Source organism: Microbacterium sp. NPDC055988 (assembly GCF_042269505.1).
In the GTDB taxonomy this organism is placed as follows: Bacteria; Actinomycetota; Actinomycetes; order Actinomycetales; family Microbacteriaceae; genus Microbacterium.
The window spans coordinates 204,597-224,493 of record NZ_JBHJXY010000001.1 but is presented as its reverse complement, the minus strand read 5'-3'; the positions used below and the strand labels follow the sequence as shown (position 1 = coordinate 224,493).

Genomic DNA, 19,897 nt, shown 5'->3' with positions numbered 1-19,897 from the left:
CTCCTTCGATCCGGGGGTGCCGACGTCGTCGTCGAATGCGATCCAGTGTCGCACACAACGGCACCGGGTCCCAGAGGTCGGAAGGGTCAGACTGCGCCGTTCAGCCGGTAGCGCGTGCTCGGACGGCCCTTCGTCGAGTAGTCGAGTGTGCGGATCGCTCGACCGGTGCTCGCGAGATGCTCGAGGTAGCGTCGCGCGCTGACCCGGGAGATGTCGACGTCCTCGCCGATCTCCGTCGCGGAGGCATCTGGGCGCGCCGCGAGCGCCGCGGAGACACGGTCGAGGGTCTCGGCGCTGAGTCCCTTGGGGACTCCGAACCGCTGCCGGAACGCGATGATCGCATCCGCGGCCTCGACGCGGCGGACGACGTCGTGCAGCTCGGTGTGATCCCGAAGCAGCAGAGTCGCCCCGATGCCGCCGCCGTCCGCGTCGCTGCCGGTACTTCGCGCGACGAGCACGTGGGAGCCGATGATCACGGGCCGCCCCGCCGACTCGCCCTCGCGGAGCACCGTCGTCAGCTCGGCGCCCAGCATATCCGCGGCGGGAGCGCCGTCGAGGTCGGCGGCATCCCGGCCGAGGAATCGCGCGGCGGCGTCGTTGACCAGCGTGATCCGCCCGCCTCCGTCCACCGTGATCACGCCTTCGCTGAGACCGTGCAGCGTGGTCTCCTGGTTCTTCACGAGCGCAGCGATCTGATGGGGCTCGAGGCCGTAGATACGACGACGGATGATCGAGGTCACCCACGCCGAGCCGAACACCCCGAACACGGCGGCGGCGAGCATCGCCGAGATCAGCCAGGCGAGGTTCGCGGTGAATTCCTCGTTCAGCTCCGACTCGAGGATCCCGACCGACGCGGTGCCGATGACGATGCCGTCGTCGTCACGGATCGGGACCTTGACCCGCCAGGACGTGCCGAGCGTTCCGGTCTGCGTGCCCACGAAGATCTCACCGGAGAGGGGGATCGAGGGGTCGGTGGAGACCTCCTCGCCGATGCGGTCCGGATTCGGGTGCGAGTAGCGGATGCCGTCCTCGTCGGCCACGACCACATACGCGAGATCGGACGCCTCGCGGATGACCTCGGCGATCGGCTGGATGGTGGTCGAGGGCTCTGGATCATCGAAGGCGTCGAGGACGGTCGGCAGCGCGGCCACCGACTGCGCCACCGCCTGCATCCGATCCTTGTAGGCCTCGCGGAGAGCCTGTTCCTGGAAGGCCCCGGCCACGATGCCGGTCGCCAGGGTCACCAGGAACACGATCAGCGCCTGGAGCAGGAGCAGCTGCACGCGGAGCGTCATCTTCGAGGCCACCTGATCATTGTCGCGCCTGCGTCAGTGCCCCGCGAGCCCGGGCGGACACCGTCTCCGACCAATAGTTCCGAAACTCCGACCAATGGTTTCCGAAGCTTGAGCGATGGCGGCTGTCCTCCCAGGATGGACGGACAGCAGCACGAACGCTCAAGGAGGAGCGCACATGAAGAACGCACGCATCGCCACCCTGACCGCACTCGCGGCGGTGGCCGCATTCACACTGACCTCGTGCGCCGGAGGGAGCACGGCGAACGGCGACGGCGACGGCGGTGACGCCGATGTCGCGGCTGTCACGGACGTCTCGATCGTCGTCCCCGCAGACCCCGGCGGAGGCTGGGACCAGACGGGTCGCGCCCTGTCGCAAGTGCTCACCGAGGAGGACATCGTCAGCTCGGCGCCCGTGACGAACGTCGGCGGTGCCGGCGGAACCGTGGGCCTGGCGCAGCTCGCGAACGAGAAGGACCCGAACACCCTCATGGTGATGGGGCTCGTGATGGTCGGAGCCGTCGAGACGAACGCCTCGGCAGTGCGGATCGAGGACACGACGCCGATCGCCCGTCTCACGGACGAGCCGCTCGTCGTGGTCGTCCCCGCGGATTCGAAGTACGACACGCTCGAGGATCTGGTGGAGGACGTCGCCGACAACGGGCAGTCGGTCACGATCACCGGCGGCTCGGCCGGAGGCGCCGATCACATCCTCGCCGGACTCATGCTCGAGGAGGCGGGCCTCGACGGTGCGGAGATCGCGGAGAAGCTGAACTACACCCCGAACTCGGGCGGCGGCGAGGCGGTCCCGCTGCTCATCGGAGGCAAGGTCGCGGCGGGCATCTCCGGCGTGGGGGAGTTCGCTCAGCACATCGAGAGCGGCGACCTCCGTGCGCTGGCGGTCTCGAGCGAGGAGCCGGTCCCGCAGCTCCCGGACGTGCCGACCATCACCGAGGAGGGCTACGACGTGGTGCTCACCAACTGGCGCGGGGTGATCGCGCCCGGGGGCATCTCGGACGGGGAGAAGGACGAGCTGGTGCGCGTGATCACCGAGCTGCACGAGTCCGAGGCGTGGACCGAACAGCTGGAGACGAAGGGATGGAGCGATGCGTTCCTGGTCGGAGCCGAGTTCGACGAGTTCCTCACCGAGGACATCGAAGAGGTCACGGCGACGCTGAAGAACATCGGCCTGGTGCAGTGACATGACGATCCCCGCATCGTCGGGGACCGAGCAGCGGGGCGTGCGAGACGGCCATGACCGCCGGCTCGCACGCCGTGCTCCCTCCGTCCCCATCGGCGAGCTCGTATTCGCCGGCATCATGGTCGCCCTCGGCGTCTTCGCCGTGGTCGGCATCTTCCGGATCCATGTCCCCGTCGGCATGAAGGCCGGGCCGACGGTCTTCCCGATCTTCGTCTCGGTGATCCTGCTCGCCTCGGCGGTCGCCGTCCTGATCGGCGTGCTGCGTGGGGAGCGCGGAGGTGCGGAGGAGGCGGAGGATGTCGATCAGAGCCTCCCGACGGACTGGGTCACCCTCGCCAAGCTCGCGGGACTCGTCGTCGCGCATCTGCTCCTGATCGAGCCGCTGGGATGGGCCCCCGCGGCCGCCCTGCTGTTCGGCGGAGTCGCGTGGTCACTCGCCGCCAAGCGGTGGTGGATGGCGTTCCTCATCGGCATCGTCGTAGCCCTCGTGATCCAGGTCGTCTTCGGCGGTCTGCTCGGACTGTCGCTGCCCTGGGGTCCTGCCCTCGGCTGGCTCGGAAGGATGTTCTGATGGACAGCTGGACCCTGCTCCTGGAGGGCTTCGCGACGGCGCTGCAGCCGCAGTACCTCGCGTTCGCCTTCCTCGGCGTCTTCGTCGGCACCGCGGTCGGGGTGCTCCCGGGCATCGGCCCCGCCATGACGGTGGCGCTGCTGCTTCCCCTCACCTACACGCTCGACCCCGCCGCCGCGCTGATCACCTTCGCGGGCATCTACTACGGCGGCATGTACGGCGGCTCGACGACGAGCATCCTCCTGAACACACCGGGGGAGTCGGCGTCGATAGTCACGGCGATCGAGGGCAACAAGATGGCTCGGATGGGGCGCGGTGCAGCGGCGCTCGCCACCGCGGCCATCGGATCGTTCATCGCCGGCACCCTGGCGACCCTGGGACTCACGATGCTGGCCCCGCTGCTCGCGCAGTTAGCGGTGAACCTCGGGCCTGCCGACTACGTGGCCCTCATCGTCATCGCGTTCATCACGGTCGGTGCACTGATCGGCAGCTCGGTCTCCCGCGGAATGCTCTCGCTCGGCGTCGGCCTGTTCCTCGGTCTCGTCGGCACAGACTGGCTCTCCGGGCAGCAGCGGTACACGCTCGGACTCCCTGCTCTGTCCGACGGCGTGGACATCGTCCTGGTCGCCGTCGGCCTGTTCGCTGTCGGGGAGACGTTCTACATCGCCGCGCGACTGCGGCACGGCGGCGTCGATGTGATCCCCGTGACGCGCGGATGGCGGTCGTGGATGACGAAGGCGGACTGGCGTCGTTCCTGGAAGCCGTGGCTGCGGGGAACCGCGATCGGCTTCCCGATCGGCACCATCCCGGCCGGCGGTGCGGATGTCGCGACGTTCCTGTCGTATGCGACCGAGCGCAAGCTGTCGAAGCACCGCGACGAGTTCGGACGCGGCGCGATCGAGGGCGTCGCGGGTCCCGAGTCGGCGAACAACGCGGCTGCCGCCGGCGTGCTGGTGCCGCTGCTCACGCTCGGCCTGCCGACGACGGCCACCGCGGCGATCATCCTCACGGCGTTCCAGTCGTACGGCATCCAGCCGGGGCCGCTGCTGTTCGAGAGCCAGTCGAACCTGGTGTGGGCCCTGATCGCGAGCCTGTACATCGGCAACGTCATCCTGATCGTGCTCAACCTTCCGCTGGTGGGCATGTGGGTGAAGCTGCTGCAGATCCCGCGGCCGTACCTCTACGCGGGCATCCTGCTCTTCGCCGTCTTCGGCGCGTATGCACTGCACAGCTCGCCGACCGACATCGTGATCCTGCTGATCGTCGGCATCCTCGGCTTCTTCATGCGGCGCTACGGCTACCCCGTGGCGCCACTGGTGGTCGGGATGATCCTGGGGCCGATGGCCGAGGAACAGCTGCGCAAGGCGCTGCAACTGAGCCAGGGAGACCTGAGCACCCTGGTCATGCAGCCGTTCGCGGCGATCGCCTACGGTGTGCTCGCGCTCCTGATCGTCGGCGGGCTGTGGCTGCGTCGACGGCAGCGCCGGTACGAGCAGGCGCTGACCGAGTCGATCGCCGTGCCGATCAAGGCCGACTCGGAGGTCTGAGTTCGAGGCGGGCGGTTCGAGAGGGGAGGCGGCCGCGAGTAGGCTGATCCGGTGAGCGACGTACAGGCCCCCGCACGAGGGCCTCGCGCCTACACAGCATTCATCGGCATCGGCCTTCTCGCCGGCCTCCTCTCCGGACTCTTCGGCGTCGGCGGCGGCACCGTCATCGTCCCGCTGCTGGTGCTCCTGCTGCACTTCGATCAGCGACTCGCGGCCGGGACCTCGCTCGCGGCGATCGTGCCGACGGCCAGCGTCGGGGTCATCTCGTACGCCACGACGGGGTCAGTGGCCTGGATCCCCGCCATCATCCTGGCGGCGGGGGCCGTCGTGGGCGCGCAGATCGGCACGCGGCTGCTGCCGCGCATCTCGCAGACCGCGCTGCGGTGGGGCTTCGTCGGCTTCCTCGTCGTCGTGATCGTCAGCCTGTTCCTGGTGATCCCCTCGCGTGACGCGGCCTTCGAGCTCACCTGGCTGACCGGCATCGCGCTCGTCGGGGTCGGCATCGGCACCGGCATCCTCGCGGGGCTGATCGGCGTCGGCGGCGGCGTGATCGTCGTCCCGGTGCTGATGCTCGCCTTCGGCACGAGCGACCTGGTCGCCAAGGGAACCTCGCTGCTGATGATGATCCCGACCGCGATCTCGGGAACCGTGGGAAACCTCCGCAACCGCAACGTCGACCTGCTCGCCGCCGTGCTCATCGGCGTCTCGGCCTGTACGACGACCGCGCTCGGGGCGTGGCTGGCGACGATCGTCGACCCCACGCTGGGAAACATGCTGTTCGCGGCATACCTCGTCGTGATCGCGGTGCAGATGGCGATCAAGGCCGTCCGGGGGCGCAAGCGCGCCTGACCACCTGAGGATGAAAGGATCTTCATCCTCGGCTCATCTGCGTCTCATCATCGCCCGACATCATGGGGTGATGACCAGCCCCCGACGCCTCCTGATCCCCGGTGCCCTGATCGCCATCCCGGTGGCGTTCGCGGTCGGCAGCGTCGTGCTGGCGCAGATGCCGCCGTCGCCGCGGATACCGCCCGAGCCCGTGTCGGTGCAACTGGACCCGACGGCCCCGGTGCCCCCACCCGCTCCTGCACCGTCGGGTGCGCCGACGAAGAGCAGCCCGGTGCTGCCTCCCGCCCCGGCGCCGGCCCCCGCTCCCGCCCCCGCGCCGGCGCCCGCTCCCGCCCCCGCTCCGATCGGCGACGACGACGATGATGATGATGGCGGCGACGATGACTGACGCTCCCACGCTGCCGCTCGCGATCGGTGCGAACGAGAAACCGGCGGGACGCCAGCCGATTCCGCCGCCTCGCGGCCACATCGTCGCGGGAGCCCCGTTGCGCACGCTCCGCCGGCGCACCCTCCCTGCGCGCTGGCGGATCACCCTGTGGATCATCCTCAGCACCGTGATCACGATCCTCGCCGTCGGCATGATCGGGCGGGGGATCTTCCTCGCCAGCGTCGAGCAGGCGGCGAATGCCGAGATCGAGCAGGAAGCGGCCGAGTTCTCGCGATTCGCCTCGGATGCCGCGGGGAGCGGACACAGCACAGCCGAGGCGATGCTGAGCGAGTACCTCGCACACCAGTCGGTGCACGAGGACGAGGTCGTCATCGGGACGATGGAGGGCGGAGTCGTCGCGATCGCGAACGGTCGTACGGCGGCGACCGACCCCTCGACGCTGTCGGCCGTGCCCGGCGGCGAGGCGCTCGTGACGACGCTGCTCGGTGAGACGGCGGCCTCTGGAGCAACCGAGTCGCCGGAGGCCGGTCCGCTGCGATGGGGGCGGCTCGACTTCGAGGCGGGAGACCGCTCCGGGGCGATCCTGATCGTGCAGTACACGCAGGAGGCGCGTGCCCAGGTGGACGCGGAGTTCACGACGATCGCGTGGGTGGCGCTGGTGGGAATCCTCCTCAGTTCGGGTGTCGCCTGGCTCGTGGCCGGTCAGATCCTGGCACCGGTACGGGAGGTCTACCGCGTCGCCCGCGACATCGGCGAGCACGACCTCAGCGCCCGGGTTCCGGTCGAGGGCACGGACGACATCGCTGCGGTGGCCACGACCTTCAACCAGATGCTCGACCGCCTCGAAGCCGTGCATGCGACGCAGCAGCGCTTCGTGGACGACGCCGGGCACGAACTGCGCACGCCCATCACGATCGTGCGGGGGCAGCTCGAGCTGCTCAGCGAAGAACCCGAGGAGCGTGCGGCGACCCTGCGGCTCGTGAGCGATGAGCTCGACCGGATGAGCCGTATCGTCACCGACCTCCTCGTCCTCGCGCGGGCAGAGCAGCCTGATTTCGTGCGGGTCGCGAACTGCGAGGTCTCGGCGCTCACCCTCGACATCGAGGCGAAGGCGCAGAACCTCGGCGATCGTCGCTGGCAGCTCATGGAGGTCGCAGAGGGAGTCGCGCCGCTGGACCCTCAGCGGGTCACCCAGGCGGTGCTGCAGCTCGCGGCGAATGCGGTGCAGGTCACTGGACAGGGCGACCGCATCCTGATCGGCTCTCGCTTCGAGGGCGAGGGTGCCGAGCGGCGATTGCGGCTGTGGGTTCGTGATTCCGGTCCGGGCGTCGCGGCTGCCGATGCCGAGCGCATCTTCGAGCGCTTCGCGCGGGGTGACAGCTCCGGCGTGCGGCGCGGGTCGGGACTGGGGCTGGCGATCGTGCGTGCCATCACCGATGGTCACGGCGGCTCGGCGTGGGTGGACAGCGTGCTCGGCGAGGGCGCCACCTTCGGGATCGACCTCCCGGCCGCCACCGATGAGCGGCAGGACGCCGCCGCAGAGAGGAGCGTGTGAGATGCGCAGCATCCTGATCGCCGAAGACGACCCGCACATCACCTCGTTCGTCCGTCGCGGTCTCCGCGCGGCCGGCTACGAGACGGCCGAAGCCGACGATGGGCACAGCGCTCTCCTGATGGCGCGCAGCGGCATGTTCGACCTGGTGCTGCTCGACATCGGTCTCGGGGGCATGGACGGCTTCGACGTCGTCGCCAACCTGCGCGGCGAGGGCGTGACGACTCCGGTCATCATCCTCACCGCCCGCGACTCGGTCATCGACACCGTGCGGGGGCTCGAGAGCGGTGCGAACGACTACGTCACCAAGCCGTTCCAGTTCGCCGAGCTCATCGCTCGCGTGCGACTGCGGATCGGTGACGGAGAGGGGCGCGCGGCGGGCCCCGTCCTCACTCACGACGACGTCCGGGTCGACGTCCGCGCCCGCACCGTCACCGTCGACGGAGAGATGCGCGAGCTCACCTCGCGGGAGTTCTCGCTGCTCGAGGTGTTCCTCCAGAATGCGGGGCAGGTGCTGTCTCGGGACCAGCTGATCGGGCACGTGTGGGGGATGGACTTCGATCCGGCATCCAACGTGGTCGATGTCTACGTGCGGGCCCTGCGCGGCAAGATCGGCGTCGATCGCATCGAGACCGTCCGCGGGGCGGGATACCGATTCCGATGACCGAGCAGACGCATGCAGAGTCCGCTGCCAGCCTGGATCGTGGCCCGGGAGAGCGTGCACGTTTCACGACGGTGCCGCCGCAGCGCTACGCCCTGCCCGCCGGGCGACGTCCGGATCGGGTCCGCTCGTCCGGGCGCCGCTCGTCCGGGCGCCGCTCGTCCGGGCGACGTCTCGCGGTGGCTCGGCCTCGGCGAGGAAGCGTCCTTCGCCTCGTGGCCCTCGGACTCGTCTTCGCCATCGGTATCGCGCTGGCCCTGTCGTCGATCGCGTCTCCCTCGGGGCCGGGCTCGATCACCTTGCCGATCACGATCACGGTCACGGTGTTCCTGCTCGCGGTGTGGGCCTGGACATCCACGCGCCTCGACGACACGCTCGTGGCCTTCCTCGCGGCCATCGCCCTGATCGTCACGGGCGTGCTCCCGGCCAGCGACTTCTTCGCGTCGCTGGGGGACGAGACCATCTGGCTGCTCATCGGCGCATTCGTGATCGCGTCCGCCGTCTCGTCCTCGGGGCTCGCCCTGCGCGGAGCCTCGCATCTGCTCCGATTCGCGCGGGGACCGCGGAGTCTCTTTCACCTCACGACCGTCGCCCTCACTGTCACCGCTTTCGCGGTCCCCGCCACCTCGGGGCGTGCGGCGCTCGCCGTCCCGGTGTTCACGGCCGTGTCCGCGACCCTTCCCGGACGCGAGCGCGTGATTCGGTCCCTGGCGCTGCTGATGCCGACCGTCGTGCTGCTATCGGCCGTCGCATCTCTGCTCGGCGCGGGTGCCCATGTCATCACGGACCAGCTGCTGCGGGCAGCCGGCGAGCAGGGCTTCACGTTCCTGAGCTGGCTCTGGTTCGGGCTGCCCCTGGCCCTCGTGTCGTCGCATCTCGCCTGCGAGCTCATCCTCTGGCGCTTCCTGCGCCCCGAGGACCGCGTGACGCCGTTGCGCGTGGATGCCGCCGAGATCGGCCGTTCCGCTTCGATGGCGGTGACAGGCCCGCTCAGTGCCATGGAGCGTCGGGCGGCCTTGCTGCTGGGCGGCGTGATCCTGCTCTGGAGCACCGAGCCGCTGCATCACCTGCCTCCTGCCCTGGTCGCCCTCATCGGCGCCGTCGCCGCCGTCACACCCGGCATCGGCTGTCTCACCTTTCCGGCCGCGATCAAACGTGTGCCGTGGTCTCTGCTCCTGTTCCTCGCCGCCACCCTCGCTCTCGCCTCCGCGCTCACCACCACGGGCGCCGCGGCCTGGCTCAGCTCGTCGGCCCTCGCGCCGCTCCGCGGCCTGGGGGCCGCGGGAGCCGTCGCCTTCGTGATCGTGGTCATCGCTCTCTCGATCGCCGCGCACCTGCTGATCCCGTCCCGGTCTGCGCGCTCGGCCGCGATCATCCCCGTGGTGATCGCCCTCGCCCCGGCGCTGGGTGTCTCCCCGATGGCGGCGGCTTTCGCCTCGACTGCCGCCGCCGGCTTCTGCCACACGCTGCCCAGCTCGGCGAAGCCGGTCGCGATGTTCGCCGACCCCGACATCGTCAGGGGAGGGTTCACGGCGCAGGATCTGCGTCGATTGTCGGTGCTGCTGGCACCGGCGATGTTCATCCTGGTCGTCGTCTTCGCGCTGTGGGTCTGGCCCCTCATGGGGCTGCCGCTGCTGCTCTGAGTCGCGGTGATCGCCCCATAGCCACCCGCAATCATCCCGAGTGCGCCGTCGGCGCACCGCTGTTCGTCGTGCCCGAACATCGGGCGGTCGTCGCCCGTTTGGGCGCAGAAGGAGGAATCATGTCGATCCACACCCCGCAGCGGATCCTGGTCGCGCCGAGCGGCTTCAAGGAGAGCCTGAGTGCCGAGATCGTGGCGCAGGCGATCGCGGCCGGCGTCCGTCGGGTGATCCCCGGCGTCCAGGTCGACGAGTATCCCGTGCCGGACGGTGGGGAGGGCACTGCTGCCGCGCTCGCCGCGGCCACTGGCGGCCAACTGGTCGCTGCGCGGGTCACCGGACCGGTCGGCGATCCTGTCGACGCGCACTGGGCGCGGCTCGGCGGCCATGCCGGCGATACTGCCGTCGTCGAGATGGCCGCTGCGGCGGGACTCCGACTCGTGCCGCGGGACCGGCGCGATCCGGGGGAGACCACCACCCGCGGGGTCGGAGAGCTCATCGTCGCGGCGCTGGACTCCGGTGTCGAGCGCATCGTCGTCGGGTGCGGCGACTCCGGCACGAGCGACGGCGGTGCGGGTGCGCTCGAAGCGCTCGGTGCGCGCATCCTCGATCGTGACGGGAAGCCGCTTCCCGTCGGTGGACGGCACCTCGTCGAAGCCGCGCACCTGGATCTCACGGACCTGCACCCGCGCATCGGCGAGGTCGAGATCGTGCTCGCGTGCAACATCCACAACGTGCTGTGCGGACCCCGAGGCGTGGCCAGGGTGTTCGGTCCGCAGAAGGGTGCGACCCCGGATCAGGTGGACCAGCTCGCGGACGCCCTCGACGTCTGGGCCGGTGTGCTGGAAGCACAGAGCCCGTACGGCGCGGCGATGGATGTGCGCACCGGCGGCGGCACGGGAGCATCCGGCGGACTGGGCGCCGGACTCGCTGCCGTGCTCGGCGCAGGCCTCCTTCCGCGCTTCGAAGTGCTGCTCGACGGCGGTCTGCTGCCCGACGCGCTCGACGACCTGATGGCCGCCGCCGATCTCGTCATCACCGCCGAAGGCGCGATCGACTTCCAGACGCCCCGCGGCAAGGTGCCGGCGGAGATCGCGATGCGCGCTCGAGTGGCAGGTGTGCCGGTGCTCGGCATCGCCGGCTCCCTCGGCGTCGGGGCTCCGACCGTGCACGACATCGGCATCGGCGCGATCGCCTCGATCATCACGGTGCCCATGCCGCTGGAGCAGGCAGTGGAGCAGGGGGAGGGACTGCTGCGCGACGCTGCTGAACGCTGCATGCGGATGGTCCTTCTCGGATCGGCGATGTCGGCGCGGGCAGCCTGACACCCCTCGCGGCCTGCTTCACTGCCACCCCTCGGTAGGATCGAGGGGTGGCAGTGAACCAAGAACTGGTCGGCCGGGAGTTCCCGCCGACGGCCCCCTACCTCGTCGGCCGCGAGAAGGTACGCGAGTTCGCTCGCGCCGTCTTCGCCGACGCCCCTCAGCACACCGACGTGGAGGCCGCCCGCGCGGCCGGCTTCTCCGACGTCGTCGCACCGCCGACGTTCGCGATGGTGATCCAGGACCTCACGCTTCAGCAACTGCTGGCGCAGGAGGACTCGGGCATCGTGCTCGCCCGCACGATCCACGCCGAGCAGCGCTTCACCTACACGCGACCGATCGTGGCGGGCGACGAGCTCACCGCGCAGCTGCGCGTGACCGGCATCCGGATGATGGGCGGCAACGCCATGATCACCAGCGAGGCCGCGATCAGCGATGCCGCGGGTGACCACGTCGTTACTGCGACGAGCGTGCTGCTCGTCGGGGCCGAGGAGCCCGCCGAGAGCACGGACGAAGGGAAGGCCGCCTGATGGGCTACACCGTCGGAGACGTGGTCGCCGAGCGCACCGTGCATCTCACCCGCGAATCCCTCGTGCGCTACGCGGGAGCATCCGGAGACTTCAACCCGATCCACTACCGCGACGATGTCGCCGCATCCGTCGGACTTCCCGGCGTGCTCGCGCACGGCATGCTCACGATGGGCATCGCCTCGTCGGTGGTCGTCGCAGCCCTCGACCCGGCGACGAAGATCCTCGACTACGGCGTGCGCTTCACCAAGCCGGTCGTCGTCGACCCGGTCGACGGTGCCGACATCACCGTCGTCGCCACGGTCGGTGCGGTTGATGACGAGGTCGCGCGCATCGACCTCAAGGTCACGTTCGGCGAGACCACGGTGCTCGTCAAGGCGCAGCTGCGCGTCGCCGTCTGATGAGGACGCGGTGATGCGGGAGATCGAGCCGGTCCGACTGGCGGAGCTGACCACGCTGCGCACGGGCGCCGCGCCCGAGCGGATGCAGGAGGCGACGACCACCGAGGGCCTGATCGAGGCGCTTCGCGATACGTGGGCGCGCGGCGACGAGTGGTTCGTCCTCGGCGGCGGCTCCAACCTCTTCGTCGGCGACGAGCCCTTCGAGGGCACCGTCATCCGTGTGCGCACCGAGGGCATCGAAGAGCTGCCGTCCCCGCATGCGGGCCGCATCCGTCTGCGCGCGCAGGCCGGGCACTCGTGGGACGACCTGGTCGCCTACGCGGTCGCGCACGGCTACGCCGGCCTCGAGGCCATGAGCGGGATCCCGGGTACGGTCGGCGCCTCTCCCGTGCAGAACATCGGCGCATACGGGCAGGAGATCCAGGAGACGCTGGTCGAGGTCGAGCTCATCGACGAGTCGACCGGTGAGATCTCGACCGTTCCCGCGGCCGACCTCGGACTGGGCTTCCGCACCTCCGTCCTCAAGCATCACCACGGCAGCGTGCCCCTGCGACGTGCCGTGATCCTCTCCGTCACCGTCGACCTGGCGATCGCGAGCGAACGCGTCGTACGCGGCGAGCAGCTGCGTCGTGCGCTCGGGCTCACCGACGAGACCCCGGTCCCGCTGAGCTGGGTGCGCGAGCGCATTCTCGCGACGCGAGCATCGAAGGGCATGCTGCTCGACGAGGCCGACCCCGACACCCACGGCGTTGGCTCCTTCTTCCAGAACGCGATCGTGACCGCGGCCGTGGCCGGCGCGCTGCCGCCGGAGTGCCCGCGCTGGCCGGTCGCCCCCGATCTCGATGCGGTCACCGTGATCCCGCTCGCTTCCTACGACGGCCAGGTCCCGCTCTCGAAGCCGGCGACCGTCTCGGACGTGAAGGTGAGCGCAGCCTGGCTGATCGAACAGGCCGGGATCCGCAAGGGGTTCAAGCTCCCGCGCTCCCGCGCATCCGTGTCGACGAAGCACGCGCTCGCGTTGACCAACCGCGGCGGCGCGACGGCGGCCGAGGTCGCCGAGCTCGCCCGGTTCATCCAGAGCCGAGTGCACGCCGAGTTCGGTCTCGTGCTGCAACCGGAGCCGGTGCTGGTCGGCGTCGAGCTCTAGGGCGATCCGCCTGTAGGGCGTCGGCGGTCGCGGCTACACTCGCGGCATGAGCGGATTGATCCCGTACCTGCTGTTTCCCGGCAATGCCGCAGAGGCGCTGCGTCACTACCGCTCGGTGTTCGGCGGCGAGCTGCAGCTGCTCGACTACGCCCAGGCAGGGCGACGCGACGGGCCTGACGACGCCATCGCGCACGGCCAGTTGAGCGGGCCGGTCGAACTCGCCGGTGCCGATGCCGGAGCCGACGACGACGCCGTGCAGATGAGCGGGATGTTCCTCTCGCTGCTCGGCACGGCCGATGCACTCACCCTCACGGGGTGGTACGACAAACTCGCTGCCGACGGCCGAGTGATCGACGCTCTGCAGAAGCGCCCATGGGGAGACTTCGACGGCACGCTCGTCGACCGCTACGGCATCCGCTGGCTGATCGGCTTCCACCCCGAGGACTGATCGCGGCCAGGAGGTCTGGGCTGGACGTCGAAGCCCCGGGTAGATGCCGAGACCCCCTCTTCGCGACGCGCATAAGAGGGGGTCTCGGCGATAAAGCGGGGCTTCGGCGCACCGGATCGGTGCTTCCGCGGATCAGGTGAACAGTCGCTGGAGGCGCTGCACACCCTCGAGCAGCTGGTCGTCGCCCAGGGCGTACGACATGCGGATGTAGCCGGAGGGGCCGAAGGCCTCGCCGGGGACGACCGCGACCTCGGCCTGCTCGAGGATGAGGTCGGCGAGCTCGAGCGAGGTGGTCGGCGTGACGCCGCCCCAGGTGCGACCGAGTAGACCCTGCACGTCGGGGTAGACGTAGAACGCGCCGAGTGGGTTCGGCACGACGAAGCCCTCGATCTTCGACAGCTCCGAGACGATGAGCTTGCGGCGGCGGTCGAATGCTTCGCGGAACTGCTCGGCCTCGGTCTGCGGGCCGTTGAGCGCGGCGATCGCCGCCTTCTGCGCCACGTTGTTCACGTTGCTCGACAGGTGCGACTGCAGGTTGCCGGCCACCTTGATGGCGTCGGCGGGGCCGACCATCCAGCCCACGCGCCAGCCGGTCATGGCGTAGGTCTTCGCGACGCCGTTGACCAGGATCGTCTGACCGGCGACCTCGGGAACGGCCTCGACGATCGAGGTGGCCTTCACGCCCTCGTATGTGAGGTTCTGGTAGATCTCGTCGCTGATGATCCAGATGCCGTGCTCGAGTGCCCACTCGCCGATGGCCCGGGTCTCGTCGGCGGTGTAGACCGAGCCGGTCGGGTTCGACGGCGACACGAACACGAGCGCGGTGGTGCGTGCGGTGCGGGCGGCCTCGAGCTGCTCCACCGTGACCTTGTACTCCTGGTCGGCGCCGGCGAACACCTCAACGGGCGTGCCGTCGGCGAGGCGGATGGCCTCGGGGTACGTGGTCCAGTACGGCGCGGGCAGCAGCACCTCGTCGCCGGGGTTCACCACCGCCTGGAAGGCCTGGTAGACGGACTGCTTGCCGCCGTTGGTGACGATGACCTGACTGGGGGAGACCTCGAGGCCGGAGTCGCGCAGGGTCTTCGCGGCGATCGCCTCGCGCAGCGCCGGAAGGCCCGGAGCCGGCGTGTAGCGGTAGCTCGCCGGGTCGGCCAGAGCCTCGGCGGCGGCATCCACGATGAACTGCGGCGTCGCGAAGTCGGGCTCGCCGGCGGCGTACGAGATGACGTCCTTGCCTTCGGCCTTGAGGGCCTTGGCCTTGGCGTCGACCTTGAGGGTCGCGGACTCGGCGATGGCGGACAGCTTGCGGGAGAGAGGAGCGCGTTCGGTCACGATTACGAGCGTACTCGGGGGCTCGGGCGTTGCGCGGGCGATGACGCCAGCAAGATCGCCGATTCTTGCCGCAGCGCCCCCGTGAGGGGTCAGGACACGCCGTATCGGGGAGTGGGGGTGCGGCGTGTTCTGACCCCTCAGGTTCGGGCGGCTGCCCGCGCCGCCCCGGAGGATCTCCTCCTCAGAGGCCGTGCGCGCGGGCGACCGCGTCGAGCGTGATGCGTCCGTCCTGCACGTTCAGACCCTTCGCGAGTGCGGGGTCGGATGCCGCGGCCTGCGCCCAGCCCTTGCCGGCGATGGCCGAGACGTAGGGCAGGGTCGCGTTCGTCAGCGCGCGGGTCGCGGTCTCGGGAACAGCGCCCGGCATGTTCGCGACGCAGTAGTAGATGGAGTCGTGCACCGCGAACGTCGGGTCGTCGTGGGTGGTCGGCCGCGAGCCTTCGAAGCATCCGCCCTGGTCGATCGCGATGTCGACCAGCACCGAGCCGGGCTTCATCGCGGCGACCATGTCGTCTGTCACGAGCTTGGGGGCGGCCGCGCCGGGGATCAGCACGGATCCGATCACGAGGTCGGCCGTCTTGAGCTCTTCGGCGATGTCGTAGCGGCTCGACGCGCGGGTCTCCAGCGCTCCGCCGTAGCGGTGCTCGAGCTCGCGCAGACGCGGCAGCGAGACATCGACGACCGTCACCTTCGATCCGAGGCCGAGCGCGTTGGCAGCCGCGTGCTCTCCGGCGACGCCGCCTCCGATCACGACCGTCTTGGCACGCGGGGTGCCGGCGATCCCGCCCAGCAGCATCCCGCGGCCGCCTTGCGAGCGCAGCAGCGAGTGCGCGCCCATGACGACCGAGAGCCGTCCGGCGATCTCGCTCATGGGCACGAGCAGCGGCAGGCTGCGGTCGGGCAGCTGCACCGTCTCATAGGCGACGGCGGTGGTGCCGGCATCCACGAGCGCCGTGGTCAATGGGCGGTCGGCGGCGAGGTGCAGGTAGGTGAAGAGGGTGAGGTCGGCGCGCAGGAATCCGTACTCCTGCGCGATCGGCTCCTTGACCTTGATGACGAGGTCGGCGTCGCCCCAGGCCTCGGCGGCGGTCGCCACGATCTCGGCGCCGGCTGCGCGGTAGTCGTCGTCGGTGATGCGCGAGCCGAGGCCCGCGCCGGACTGCACGAGCACGCGATGGCCCTCGTGCACCAGACGATCGGTGCCGGCGGGGGTGAGGGAGACGCGGTTCTCGTTGTTCTTGACCTCGGTGGGGACGCCGATCTTCATTGATCCTCCTGGGTTGATGCGGTGCGGCACCAGGATCGCAGAAACATCGACGGAACAACAGAATCACTGAAGATCATTCGATATGAGGCAGCATCCTGAATAATGCTTCGTATGGAGACGACTTCAGGAGCCTCAGAGCCGAACACCGTTCGGGCGCCCGCCCTCGACGCGATCGATGCGCGGATCGTGCAGTTGATGACGGCCGACGGACGCATGACGAACGCCGAGCTCGCCGGTCGCCTCGGCGTCGCGCCCTCGACCGCCCACACCCGGCTGCGGGCTCTCGTCGACCGCGGCGTGATCACGGGGTTCCACGCGAGTGTGGATGAGCGGATGCTGGGTGCCGGGCTCCAGGCCGTCATCGGGGTCACCCTGCGCCCGAGCGGACGGCGCGAGAGCATCGTCGAGTTCGCGGACCGCGTGCGCGTGCTGCCGCAGGTGATCCAGGTCTTCTTCCTCGGCGGCGACGATGACTTCCTGCTGCACATCGCGGTCGCCGACTCGTCCGAGATGCGCGAGTTCGTGCTCGAGCATCTCTCGGCGCAGAGCAGCGTCGCCTCCACCCGCACGAGCATCGTGTTCGACTACCACCGCAACTCCGTCGCGGCCTCGTTCCGCTGAGACGGGCGTCGAACGCCTCGAGTTCGATTCCGGTCGCAGTTTCTGTCGCTTCGACGCGCGACATCCGGCAGAAAGTGCGACCGGAGTTGTGGGTATGTGCGGCCCGAGCCTTCATCGGACGAGGGCGGCGAGGCGAGCGACCGCCTCCTCGACGAGGGCATCGTCGAGATCTCCGTATCCGAGGACCAGCGCGTCCGGGCGATCGGTCGCGTCGGTGTAGCGGCGCAGCGAAGTGAGAGCCAGCCCCTCGGAGGCACCGGCATCGACCACGGCGGAAGCCGGAACATGCGACGGGAGCGTCAGCACCAGGTGCATGCCGGCGGAGATGCCCGCGACCGACAACTCGGGGAGTTCGATCGTCAGGGCGTCGAGCAGTCGCTGCCGGCGGCGACGGAAGCGCGTGCGCGAGGCGCGCAGATGCCGCTCGAAGTCACCCTGAGTGACGAAATGCGCGAGGGCGGCCTGGTCGATCAGCGAAGGGGTGCTCGGGGATGGCGCGGGAGCGATGTCCGGAGGGAGCAGCATCCATCCGAGGCCCAGCGCGGGCGAGACCGACTTCGACAGCGAACCGATGAGCGCGACGCGGTCGGGCGCGAGGCGCTGCAGGGCGGGAACGGGACGGCGGTCGTAGCGGAACTCGGCGTCGTAGTCGTCTTCGATCACCAGCGCGTCGTGATCCCGGGCCCAGCGCACCAGCTCCTCGCGGCGGGCGGGGGCGAGCGCCGCGCCGAGGGGGAACTGGTGGGCGGGAGTCACGAGGGTGGCCCTGGCCCCGGTGCCGGATGTGAGCGAGCGCAGCTGCCCGGTGTCGATGCCGTCGCCGTCCACGGGCACCGGAATCGGGCGCAGGCCGTTGTCTTCGGCGACGATGCGCAGGCGTGGCCAACTCGGATCCTCCACGAGAATCGTCCGATGGCCGCGGCGGTGCAGTTCACGGGCGAGCAGTCCCATGCCGTCGGTGGCGCCGTGGGTGATCGTGATCCGGGTGGCGTCGGCGACCGCGTGCCGCGAGCGCGAGAGGTACGCGGCGACCGCCTCGCGCGCCGGTGCGTAGCCGGAAGGGTGCGCGGCGGCGAGCTCGCGATCGGGGAGGTCGGCGAGGCCGGCGCGCAGCGCTGCCGCCCACCGCGATCGGGGAGTGGCGCGCAGGTCGGGGATGCCCGGACGCAGGTCGTAGCGGATGGGCGGTGCGGATGCGGGCGCAGGGTCGCGCGGCACGGGATTTTCGATGCCCCGGGTGGCCTCCGGCATCTCCTGCCGCTCCGCCACGCGGGTGGCCGATCCGGTCCTGGCCTCCAGCACTCCCTCGGCCACCAGCTGTCCGTACGCCTCGGTCACGACCCAGCGCGAGACGCCGAGCGTCTCCGCGAGAGTGCGGCTGGGCGGCACGGCGGCGCCGGGGGAGAGGCGACCCTCGTCGATCGCGCGGCGCAGCGCGTTCTCCACTCGGTCCCGCAGCGGTCCGGCAACGTCGGATCCGCTCGCCGAGTCGACGTCGAGGAGCGTCTCCCACGCGAGAATCGGTCTGGTGTTCTGCATCGTGATTGGAGTGTATCTCCGAGCCGATCACTCCCTACCGTGGAGCCATCCCTGAGAAAGGAACAACATGCAGTACCGCACCCTCTCCGATGGCCGCACCTCGTTCGACGTCTCGACCCTGTGCCTGGGAGCCATGAACTTCGGCACCCGCACCGACGGGGACACCTCACGCGCCATCCTCGACCGCTTCGTCGAGGCGGGCGGCACCTTCATCGACACCGCCAACAACTACAGCCTCTGGGCGGGTGGTGCCGGCCGCGACAGCGAAGATCTGCTCGGGCGCTGGATGAGCGACCGTGGCAATCGCGACGCGCTCCGCATCGCCACCAAGCTCGGCGCCGCGCAGAAGGATCCGTCGAAGCCACTGTCGAACACGCCGCCGACGAACTTCGAGGGACTCTCGGCCGAGGTCATCCGTCGGCAGGCGCCGGAGAGTGCCCGCCATCTCGGCATCGACCACATCGACGTCCTCTACGGCCACGTCGACGACCGTGATGTGGCTCTCACCGAGACGGTCGGTGCCTTCGGTGAGCTTCAGGAACAAGGCCTCGTCGGCATCACCGGCATCTCGAACGTGCCCACCTGGCGCGTGGTCGAAGCGCGATTGGAGGCGCAGCGGCAGGGCATCGCCCCCTATGGCGTGGTGCAGCAGCAGTACAGCTACCTGTATCCCGCGCCGCGCGTCGGGCGGAACAACTTCGTCACGCCCGACCTGCTCGACTACGCGGCATCCACCGGTACTCCGGAGCGGCCGCCGCTCGCCATCACCGTGTACTCCCCGCTGCATCAGGGTGGGATCGCGCGTCTCGACAAGCCGCTGTGGGGCGGGGTCGATCATCCGAGCAGCCACGCTCGCCGTGGGCTGTTGCACGAGATCGCGGCCGAGATCGGCGCGACGCCGAATCAGGTCGCGCTCGCGTGGCTCCTCGGTGGTGAGGTCCCGGTCATCCCCGTCGTCGGGGTGTCGTCGCTGGCGCAGCTGGAAGAGGCGCTGGGGGCTGCCGACCTGGTGCTGGATGCCGAGGTGCGCGAGCGCCTCGACGCCGAACCGGGCGACGTGCGCTGAGCGGTCTCGCGGATCAGGCTCCGTACGAGGCGGGCAGCGAGCAGTAGTCGGCGTACCGTCGCGCCGGTTGCGCGGGGTCGCTCACATCGACGATCGACCCGGCGACCGTGTGCGGCGGTTCGTCGCCGGCGAGCTGCCACACCGCGTAGTTCCACATGCCCCTGGTGCGCTCGCCGAGCAACGCAGCCGGCCCGGAGACGAGCAGGACCTCGTCGCTCTTCGGGCCCTCGCGGAACGCGGTGACCACGGCGCGGAGCCCGGCTTCGTCGCCTTCCGGCGAGTGCTCGCGGATGACCTGCTGCCCCGACGCCGTCAGCGCGGTCGTGAGTTCGTCAGCCGCCTGTCGCGAGCGCTCGGCGTCCGCGCCGGCCACCGCCAGCAGCCGCCGGCCGCGCGGGTAGAAGTGCAGGAACTCGGTGGCGATGTCCGCCCAGGCGTCGGTCATGCGTTCAGGGTACGCCTGCCTGCCGACACGGGCTCCGGCGCCGGCTCCGGACACCCTTCCCGCCGCACGCAGCACGAAGGT

The 19,897-nt window shown here is 70.0% G+C and carries 20 protein-coding genes; 15 read left to right on the top strand and 5 right to left on the bottom strand.

The features are described 5' to 3' along the window. Positions 1–86 precede the first annotated feature (86 nt). Positions 87–1,307, bottom strand: a complete 1,221-nt coding sequence (locus ACFC14_RS01140) for a PAS domain-containing protein (RefSeq protein WP_376100674.1) — start codon at positions 1,305–1,307, stop codon at positions 87–89. A gap of 163 nt (positions 1,308–1,470) precedes the next feature. Between ACFC14_RS01140 and ACFC14_RS01135 the strand changes: the two genes are divergently transcribed. The 13 genes from ACFC14_RS01135 to ACFC14_RS01075 all read left to right on the top strand — a co-directional run bounded on the left by ACFC14_RS01135 (position 1,471) and on the right by ACFC14_RS01075 (position 13,546). Beyond that, the gene (locus ACFC14_RS01135) at positions 1,471–2,493 is read left to right on the top strand and encodes a Bug family tripartite tricarboxylate transporter substrate binding protein (protein ID WP_376100672.1); all 1,023 of its coding nucleotides are present in this window, start codon (positions 1,471–1,473) and stop codon (positions 2,491–2,493) included. A 1-nt stretch (position 2,494) separates the two neighbouring features. Next, positions 2,495–3,064 (top strand): tripartite tricarboxylate transporter TctB family protein, encoded by a 570-nt coding sequence (locus tag ACFC14_RS01130; RefSeq protein ID WP_376100670.1) that lies wholly within the window; start codon positions 2,495–2,497, stop codon positions 3,062–3,064. Then, positions 3,064–4,611 (top strand): tripartite tricarboxylate transporter permease, encoded by a 1,548-nt coding sequence (locus ACFC14_RS01125; RefSeq protein ID WP_376100668.1) that lies wholly within the window; start codon positions 3,064–3,066, stop codon positions 4,609–4,611. The genes ACFC14_RS01130 and ACFC14_RS01125 overlap by 1 nt, the downstream gene beginning before the upstream one ends. A 51-nt stretch (positions 4,612–4,662) precedes the next feature. Then, positions 4,663–5,460 carry a sulfite exporter TauE/SafE family protein gene (locus tag ACFC14_RS01120; protein WP_376100666.1) on the top strand — a complete coding sequence of 266 codons (798 nt, stop codon included), beginning with the start codon at positions 4,663–4,665 and terminating at the stop codon, positions 5,458–5,460. Between the two features lie 70 nt (positions 5,461–5,530). Then, positions 5,531–5,848 carry a hypothetical protein gene (locus ACFC14_RS01115; protein ID WP_376100664.1) on the top strand — a complete coding sequence of 106 codons (318 nt, stop codon included), beginning with the start codon at positions 5,531–5,533 and terminating at the stop codon, positions 5,846–5,848. Then, positions 5,841–7,403: an ATP-binding protein gene (locus ACFC14_RS01110; protein WP_376100662.1), complete on the top strand. Its 1,563-nt coding sequence runs from the start codon at positions 5,841–5,843 to the stop codon at positions 7,401–7,403. Before ACFC14_RS01115 ends, ACFC14_RS01110 begins: the two co-directional genes overlap by 8 nt. Position 7,404: 1 nt before the next feature. Beyond that, positions 7,405–8,064, top strand: coding sequence for a response regulator transcription factor (locus ACFC14_RS01105; protein ID WP_136041035.1), 660 nt, complete (start codon positions 7,405–7,407; stop codon positions 8,062–8,064). Next, positions 8,061–9,704 (top strand): SLC13 family permease, encoded by a 1,644-nt coding sequence (locus ACFC14_RS01100; protein ID WP_376100660.1) that lies wholly within the window; start codon positions 8,061–8,063, stop codon positions 9,702–9,704. Before ACFC14_RS01105 ends, ACFC14_RS01100 begins: the two co-directional genes overlap by 4 nt. Positions 9,705–9,823: 119 nt before the next feature. Beyond that, positions 9,824–11,026 carry a glycerate kinase gene (locus ACFC14_RS01095; protein ID WP_376100658.1) on the top strand — a complete coding sequence of 401 codons (1,203 nt, stop codon included), beginning with the start codon at positions 9,824–9,826 and terminating at the stop codon, positions 11,024–11,026. A gap of 47 nt (positions 11,027–11,073) precedes the next feature. Continuing rightward, complete coding sequence (locus ACFC14_RS01090; RefSeq protein ID WP_376100656.1) at positions 11,074–11,553, top strand: MaoC family dehydratase N-terminal domain-containing protein; 480 nt, start codon at positions 11,074–11,076, stop codon at positions 11,551–11,553. Beyond that, positions 11,553–11,951 (top strand): MaoC/PaaZ C-terminal domain-containing protein, encoded by a 399-nt coding sequence (locus ACFC14_RS01085; RefSeq protein WP_136041032.1) that lies wholly within the window; start codon positions 11,553–11,555, stop codon positions 11,949–11,951. Before ACFC14_RS01090 ends, ACFC14_RS01085 begins: the two co-directional genes overlap by 1 nt. Before the next feature lie 13 nt (positions 11,952–11,964). Then, complete coding sequence (locus ACFC14_RS01080) at positions 11,965–13,098, top strand: UDP-N-acetylmuramate dehydrogenase (protein WP_376107048.1); 1,134 nt, start codon at positions 11,965–11,967, stop codon at positions 13,096–13,098. A gap of 46 nt (positions 13,099–13,144) precedes the next feature. After that, the gene (locus ACFC14_RS01075; protein ID WP_376100654.1) at positions 13,145–13,546 is read left to right on the top strand and encodes a VOC family protein; all 402 of its coding nucleotides are present in this window, start codon (positions 13,145–13,147) and stop codon (positions 13,544–13,546) included. A 132-nt stretch (positions 13,547–13,678) separates the two neighbouring features. On the opposite strand, the gene ACFC14_RS01070 is transcribed toward ACFC14_RS01075, so the two are convergent. Both ACFC14_RS01070 and ald read right to left on the bottom strand, forming a co-directional pair. Continuing rightward, entirely contained in the window at positions 13,679–14,878 is a 1,200-nt protein-coding gene (locus ACFC14_RS01070) for a pyridoxal phosphate-dependent aminotransferase (RefSeq protein ID WP_376100652.1), read from the bottom strand. 181 nt (positions 14,879–15,059) lie between these two features. After that, on the bottom strand, positions 15,060–16,145 hold the full coding sequence (ald, locus tag ACFC14_RS01065) for an alanine dehydrogenase (RefSeq protein WP_376100650.1): 1,086 nt from the start codon (positions 16,143–16,145) through the stop codon (positions 15,060–15,062). 102 nt (positions 16,146–16,247) lie between these two features. On the opposite strand from ald, the gene ACFC14_RS01060 reads away from it, so the two are divergent. Next, positions 16,248–16,766 (top strand): Lrp/AsnC family transcriptional regulator, encoded by a 519-nt coding sequence (locus ACFC14_RS01060; RefSeq protein ID WP_136041027.1) that lies wholly within the window; start codon positions 16,248–16,250, stop codon positions 16,764–16,766. A gap of 111 nt (positions 16,767–16,877) precedes the next feature. Here the strand turns inward: ACFC14_RS01060 and ACFC14_RS01055 are convergent, their stop codons facing one another. Then, entirely contained in the window at positions 16,878–18,305 is a 1,428-nt protein-coding gene (locus ACFC14_RS01055) for a PLP-dependent aminotransferase family protein (RefSeq protein ID WP_376100648.1), read from the bottom strand. Positions 18,306–18,372: 67 nt separating this feature from the next. On the opposite strand from ACFC14_RS01055, the gene ACFC14_RS01050 reads away from it, so the two are divergent. Next, on the top strand, positions 18,373–19,371 hold the full coding sequence (locus tag ACFC14_RS01050) for an aldo/keto reductase (RefSeq protein ID WP_376100646.1): 999 nt from the start codon (positions 18,373–18,375) through the stop codon (positions 19,369–19,371). Positions 19,372–19,384: 13 nt separating this feature from the next. Here ACFC14_RS01050 and ACFC14_RS01045 read toward each other — a convergent pair whose 3' ends face one another. After that, complete coding sequence (locus ACFC14_RS01045) at positions 19,385–19,816, bottom strand: hypothetical protein (protein ID WP_376100644.1); 432 nt, start codon at positions 19,814–19,816, stop codon at positions 19,385–19,387. Positions 19,817–19,897 lie beyond the last annotated feature (81 nt).

Bases quoted from the DNA above. Each gene is read 5' to 3' on its own strand.
- ACFC14_RS01100 (WP_376100660.1), top strand. From the start codon at position 8,061: ATGACCGAGCAGACGCATGCAGAGTCCGCTGCCAGCCTGGATCGTGGC.
- ACFC14_RS01135 (WP_376100672.1), top strand. From the start codon at position 1,471: ATGAAGAACGCACGCATCGCCACCCTGACCGCACTCGCGGCGGTGGCC.
- ald (WP_376100650.1), bottom strand. From the start codon at position 16,145: ATGAAGATCGGCGTCCCCACCGAGGTCAAGAACAACGAGAACCGCGTC.
- ACFC14_RS01055 (WP_376100648.1), bottom strand. From the start codon at position 18,305: ATGCAGAACACCAGACCGATTCTCGCGTGGGAGACGCTCCTCGACGTC.
- ACFC14_RS01045 (WP_376100644.1), bottom strand. From the start codon at position 19,816: ATGACCGACGCCTGGGCGGACATCGCCACCGAGTTCCTGCACTTCTAC.
- ACFC14_RS01130 (WP_376100670.1), top strand. From the start codon at position 2,495: ATGACGATCCCCGCATCGTCGGGGACCGAGCAGCGGGGCGTGCGAGAC.
- ACFC14_RS01075 (WP_376100654.1), top strand. From the start codon at position 13,145: ATGAGCGGATTGATCCCGTACCTGCTGTTTCCCGGCAATGCCGCAGAG.
- ACFC14_RS01110 (WP_376100662.1), top strand. From the start codon at position 5,841: ATGACTGACGCTCCCACGCTGCCGCTCGCGATCGGTGCGAACGAGAAA.
- ACFC14_RS01080 (WP_376107048.1), top strand. From the start codon at position 11,965: ATGCGGGAGATCGAGCCGGTCCGACTGGCGGAGCTGACCACGCTGCGC.
- ACFC14_RS01125 (WP_376100668.1), top strand. From the start codon at position 3,064: ATGGACAGCTGGACCCTGCTCCTGGAGGGCTTCGCGACGGCGCTGCAG.
- ACFC14_RS01060 (WP_136041027.1), top strand. From the start codon at position 16,248: ATGCTTCGTATGGAGACGACTTCAGGAGCCTCAGAGCCGAACACCGTT.
- ACFC14_RS01115 (WP_376100664.1), top strand. From the start codon at position 5,531: ATGACCAGCCCCCGACGCCTCCTGATCCCCGGTGCCCTGATCGCCATC.
- ACFC14_RS01095 (WP_376100658.1), top strand. From the start codon at position 9,824: ATGTCGATCCACACCCCGCAGCGGATCCTGGTCGCGCCGAGCGGCTTC.
- ACFC14_RS01105 (WP_136041035.1), top strand. From the start codon at position 7,405: ATGCGCAGCATCCTGATCGCCGAAGACGACCCGCACATCACCTCGTTC.
- ACFC14_RS01085 (WP_136041032.1), top strand. From the start codon at position 11,553: ATGGGCTACACCGTCGGAGACGTGGTCGCCGAGCGCACCGTGCATCTC.
- ACFC14_RS01050 (WP_376100646.1), top strand. From the start codon at position 18,373: ATGCAGTACCGCACCCTCTCCGATGGCCGCACCTCGTTCGACGTCTCG.